This window comes from Streptomyces sp. NPDC018947, from assembly GCF_044390505.1.
In the GTDB taxonomy this organism is placed as follows: domain Bacteria; phylum Actinomycetota; class Actinomycetes; order Streptomycetales; family Streptomycetaceae; genus Streptomyces.
Window position 1 is genome coordinate 1 of sequence record NZ_JBIRZD010000035.1, and the last position, 5,336, is coordinate 5,336.

Below are 5,336 nucleotides of genomic sequence, written 5' to 3' on the forward strand. Positions count from 1 at the left end.
ACCGACACGTCGGGCGATCCGACGTTCCGGGAGTTGCTGGAGCGGGTGCGGGAGACGGACCTGGCGGCGTACGCGCACCAGGACCTGCCGTTCGAGCGGCTGGTGGAGGAGCTCAACCCGGAGCGGTCGCTGGCCCGCCACCCCCTCTTCCAGATCGCCCTCACCACGCAGGACAACGCCTCCGCCCGGCTCGAACTCCCTGGTGTGCAGTCCGACCCGCTGGAAGTCGCCCTCCACGCGGCCAAGTTCGACCTCCTGGTCTACCTGGAGGACGGCAGGATCGACCTCCACTACAGCGAGGACCTGTTCGACCGGGACGACGTCGAACGGCTCGCGGCACGGCTGGAACGGCTGCTGCGGGCCGTCGTCGCCGACGCCGGGACACGTATCGGCGACGTCGACGTCCTGTCGGCCGAGGAGCGGCACCTGATGCTCGCCGGCCAGGAGGTCGCGGCGCCCGAGGCCACCCTCACCGCCCTGTTCGAGCAGCAGGTCGCCCGCACCCCCGGGAACACCGCGCTCGTGTGCGGCCACGACACCCTGACGTACGCCGAACTGAACGGCCGGGCCAACCGGCTCGCGCACCTGCTCATGAAGCAGGGTGTGGGCCCCGAGCAGTTCGTCGCCCTGGCCCTCCCCCGTGGCGCCGACCTGGTCGTCGCGGTCCTCGCCGTCCTCAAGACGGGCGCGGCCTACCTGCCCGTCGACCCCTCCTACCCGGAGGACCGCATCGCCCTGATGCTCCGCGACGCCGCACCGGTCCGCGTCCTGACGACCTCCGAGGCGGCCGTCGGCGGCGCACTGGCCGACAGCGGACTGCTGCTGACGCTCGACGCACCCGACACGCTGCACTCGCTCGACGCCTGCCCGGACCACGACCCGGACGACGCCGACCGTGCCGCACCAGCATCGCCCGGCCAGGCGGCGTACGTCATCTACACGTCCGGGTCGACCGGCACCCCCAAGGGGGTCGTCGTACCGCACCGGAACGTCGTGCGCCTCTTCGCGGCCACCGCACCGTCCTTCGCGTTCTCGGACGCCGACGTGTGGACGCTGTTCCACTCGTACGCCTTCGACTTCTCCGTCTGGGAGATATGGGGCCCGCTGCTCCACGGGGGCCGACTGGTCGTCGTGCCCCACCAGGTGAGCCGCTCGCCCGAGGACATGCTCGACCTGGTGGTCCGCGAGGGCGTGACCGTGCTGAACCAGACGCCGTCCAGCTTCCACCAGTTCAGCGAGGCGGACGCCGCACACCCGGAGCTCTCCGGCGCGCTCGCGCTGCGCCTGGTGATCTTCGGCGGAGAGGCCCTCGACCTCGGCCGGCTGCGCCCGTGGTACGAGCGTCACCCGGACGACGCTCCGGCCCTCGTCAACATGTACGGGATCACCGAGACCACCGTGCACGTCACGCAGCGGGTGCTGGACAGCGCCGTCGCGGACCGGCACACCTCCAGCCTGATCGGCGAGGCACTGCCGGACCTCAGGACGTACGTGCTGGACGACCGTCTGCGTCTGCTGCCGCCGGGGGTCCCCGGCGAGCTGTACGTCGCCGGGGCGGGACTCGCTCGCGGCTACCTGGGCCGGCCCGGGCTGACCTCGGGCCGTTTCGTGGCCGACCCGTTCGGCGCGCCCGGCGCCCGCATGTACCGGACCGGGGACGTCGTCCGCCTGCGGCCGGACGGCGAACTGGAGTTCGTCGGCCGGGCCGACGACCAGGTGAAGATCCGCGGCTTCCGCATCGAGCCCGGGGAGATCGGCGGCGCGCTCGGCAGGCACCCCGCCGTGGCCCACGTCGCCGTCGTCCTGCGCGAGGACCGCCCTGGTGACCGGCGGCTCGTTGCCTACGTCGTCCCCGGCGAGCAGGCGGACCGGGCCCCGCAGCGGTTCGAGGCCGAGCTGAGGGAGTACGCGGCCGGCGTCCTGCCGGAGTACATGGTTCCGGCCGCGTTCGTCCTCCTGGACGCGCTGCCGCTCACCCCCAACGGCAAGCTGGACCGGGACGCTCTGCCCGCCCCCGACATGGACGCGCTGGTCTCGGTGACCGCACCGCGCGACACCCGGGAGGAGATCCTCGCCGGACTGTTCGCGGAGGTCCTGGGCCTGGAGCGGGTCGGTGTCGACGACGACTTCTTCGTCCTCGGCGGGGACAGCATCATGTCGATCCAGCTCGTCAGCCGTGCCCGCGAGGCCGGGCTGGCGATCACGCCGCGCGACGTGTTCCTGCACAAGACCGTGGAACGACTGGCGGCCGCCGCGGCCGGCCCGGCCGACACCGTCCCCGCCGGCGGCACCGACGCCGAGGCGACCGGTCCCGTGCCGCTGACCCCGATCGTCCACTGGCTGCGGGAACGCGGCGGGACCGCCGACGGCTACAGCCAGTCCGCCGTACTCCGGTCGCCCGCCGACGCGGACGTTCCGCGTCTCACGCGCGTCCTGCAAGCCGTACTGGACCACCACGACGTGCTGCGCACCCGCCTGGTGCGGGCCGGCGGCGGTGCCCTGTGGTCCCTGGAGATCCCGCCCCGCGGCTCCGTGGACGCCGAGTCGCTGCTGCACCGGGTGGACGCCTCCGGCACCGACGCGGACGGCCTGCCCGCCCTCGTCGCGCGGGAGGCGGAGGCGGCGCGGCTGCGTCTCGATCCGGAGGCGGGGGTGATGCTCCAGGCGGTGTGGTTCGACACGGGCGCGGGCCGTGGTCCCGGCCGGCTGCTGCTGGTAGCGCATCACCTGGTCGTCGACGGGGTGTCCTGGCGGATCCTGCTGCCCGACCTGCGGGCCGCCTGGGAAGCGGTCGGCGACGGCCGGCCCGTCTCCCTGCCCCCGGTGGGGACCCCGTTCCGCCGCTGGGCCCAGCACCTCAACGAAGAAGCGTCCTCCGCCCGACGGCTGGACGAACTGGAGAACTGGCTGGACGTGCTCCAGGGCCCGGACGCGCTGCCCGCCGCTCTGGTCCCGGTCCCGACCCGGGACACGACGGCGACGACCCGCTCCGTGACGGTCACCGTCCCCGCGGAGCCGACCGGCGCCCTGCTGACGACGGTCCCCGCCGCCTTCCACGGCCGGATCAACGACGTCCTGCTCACCGGCCTCGCGCTGGCCGCGGCCCGGCAGTGGCCCGCCCCCGGCGGCGACGGCCCGGGCGGCTCCGGCGTGCTCGTCGAGGTCGAAGGCCACGGACGCGAGGAGGCCGACGGCCTGGACCTGTCCCGCACCGTGGGCTGGTTCACCAGCCTCTTCCCCGTCCGGCTCACCCCGGGACGCATCGACCTGGACGACGCGCTGTCCGGCGGCCCGGACGCCGGGCGCGCGCTCAAGCACGTCAAGGAGACGCTGCGGACGCGGACCGGCACCGACAACGGTCTCGGATACGGCTCCCTGCGCTACCTCAACCCGCAGACCGCGCCGCTGCTCGCCACCCTCCCGAGGCCGCGCATCGCCTTCAACTACCTCGGCCGGTTCGGCACCCCCGGAGGAGGGGACGCCGACTGGACGGTGCCGGGCGACGCGGCCGTGCTGCTCGCGGGGGACGCACCGGACCGGCCGTTCCCGTACGCACTCGCGCTCACGGCGGTCACGCGCGACGACGACGCGGACGCCGGGGGCCCGACGCTGGAGCTCACCTTCACCTGGCCGGAAGCCCTGCTGCCGGAGGAGGAGGTACGGCAGTTCGCCGACGCCTGCACGCGGGCCCTGCACGCCCTGGTCGACCATGCGCGGACCCCCGGCGCCGGCGGGTTCTCCCCCTCGGACGTACCGCTGGTCCCGCTCGCCCAGGACGAGATCGAGGCACTGGAGTCCGGGAACCCCGCCCCGGCGGACATCCTCCCGATGACACCGCTGCAGGAGGGCCTGCTCTTCCACGCGAACCTGAGCGAGGACGAGGACGGACTCGACCCCTACACCGTCCAGTGCGCCTTCCGGCTCGAAGGTCCCGTGGACGCGCCGTCCCTCCGGACGGCCGTACGGGCCCTGCTCCAGCGGCATCCGAACCTGCGCGCCGGCTTCCGCACCACCCTCTCCGGACGCCCCGTCCAGGTCATTCCCGGCGACGGGGACGCGGCCGAGCCGGGCTGGCAGGAGACGGACCTGTCGTCCCTGGAGGAGGAGGCCGCCGAGCAGGCGTACGCCCGGCTGCTCGACGAGGACCGGCTGCGGCGTTTCGACCTGGGCGAGCCGCCGCTGATGCGGTTCCTGCTCGTGCGCATGGGACCCGAGCAGCACCGTCTCGTATGGACCCTCCACCACATCCTCGCGGACGGCTGGTCGATGCCGATCGTCATCCGTGACCTCTTCGCGTTGTATGCGGGGCGGGTGTTGGGGCCGGTGGTGTCGTTCCGGGAGTTCTTGGGGTGGTTGCGGGGGCGGGATCGTGGGGCGGCTGAGGTCGCGTGGCGGGGCGCGTTGGCGGGGTTGGAGGAGCCGACGTTGTTGGCGGCGGGTCGGGTGCCGGGTTCGGTGGTGGTGCCGGAGTCGGTGGTGGTGGATCTGCCGGGTGATGTGTCGTCGGCGGTGGAGGTGGGTGCGCGTCGGGCGGGGGTGACGCTGAACTCGGTGGTGCAGGCGGTGTGGGGGGTTCTGCTGGGTCGTCTGACGGGCCGGTGGGATGTGGTGTTCGGTGCGACGGTGTCGGGTCGGCCCGCGGAGATTCCGGGTGTGGAGTCGATGGTGGGTTTGTTCATCAACACGCTTCCGGTGCGCGTGCGGGTGGTGCCGGGTGAGTCGTTGGTGGGGTTGGTGCGGCGGGTGCAGGAGGAGCAGTCGGCGTTGCTGGCGCACCAGTACCTGGGGCTGGCCGACATCCAGGCTCTGGCCGGGCTGGGCACGCTCTTCGACACCGCCACCGTCTTCGAGAACTACCCGCACGACCCCGAAGCCTTCCGCATGTCCGCGGGCGCCACGCGAGTGACCGGCTTCTCCGGCCGGGATGCGACCCATTACCCGTTGGGTCTGGTGGTGGGTTCTGGTGGTGCGTTGCGGTTGCGGGTGGATTACCGGCCGGATGTGTTCTCGCGGGGCGAGGTGGAGGGGCTGGTCGCCCGGTTGCGGGGGCTGCTGGAGACGTTCGCGGCCGACCCGGAGGCTGTGGTGGGCCGGCTGGACGTCGTCACCGAGTCCGAGCGGGCTTTGGTGCTGGAGGGGTGGAACGAGTCGGCTTCGGTGGTGGAGGAGCTGACGTTTCCGGAGTTGTTCGAGGAGCGGGTGGCTCGGGCTCCGGAGTCGGTGGCTTTGGTGTGCGGCGATGTGGAGTTGTCGTATGCGGAGTTGAATGCGCGGGCGAATCGGCTGGCGCGGGTTCTGGTGGGTCGTGGGGTGGGGCCGGAGTCGGTGGTGGCTCT

The 5,336-nt window shown here is 72.9% G+C and carries 1 protein-coding gene; it reads left to right on the plus strand.

The genetic code is table 11. From position 1 onward, the window contains the following. Window positions 1-5,336 (plus strand): amino acid adenylation domain-containing protein (locus ACH499_RS34470; protein ID WP_399020975.1); only part of this gene is annotated, 5,336 nt, incomplete at both ends.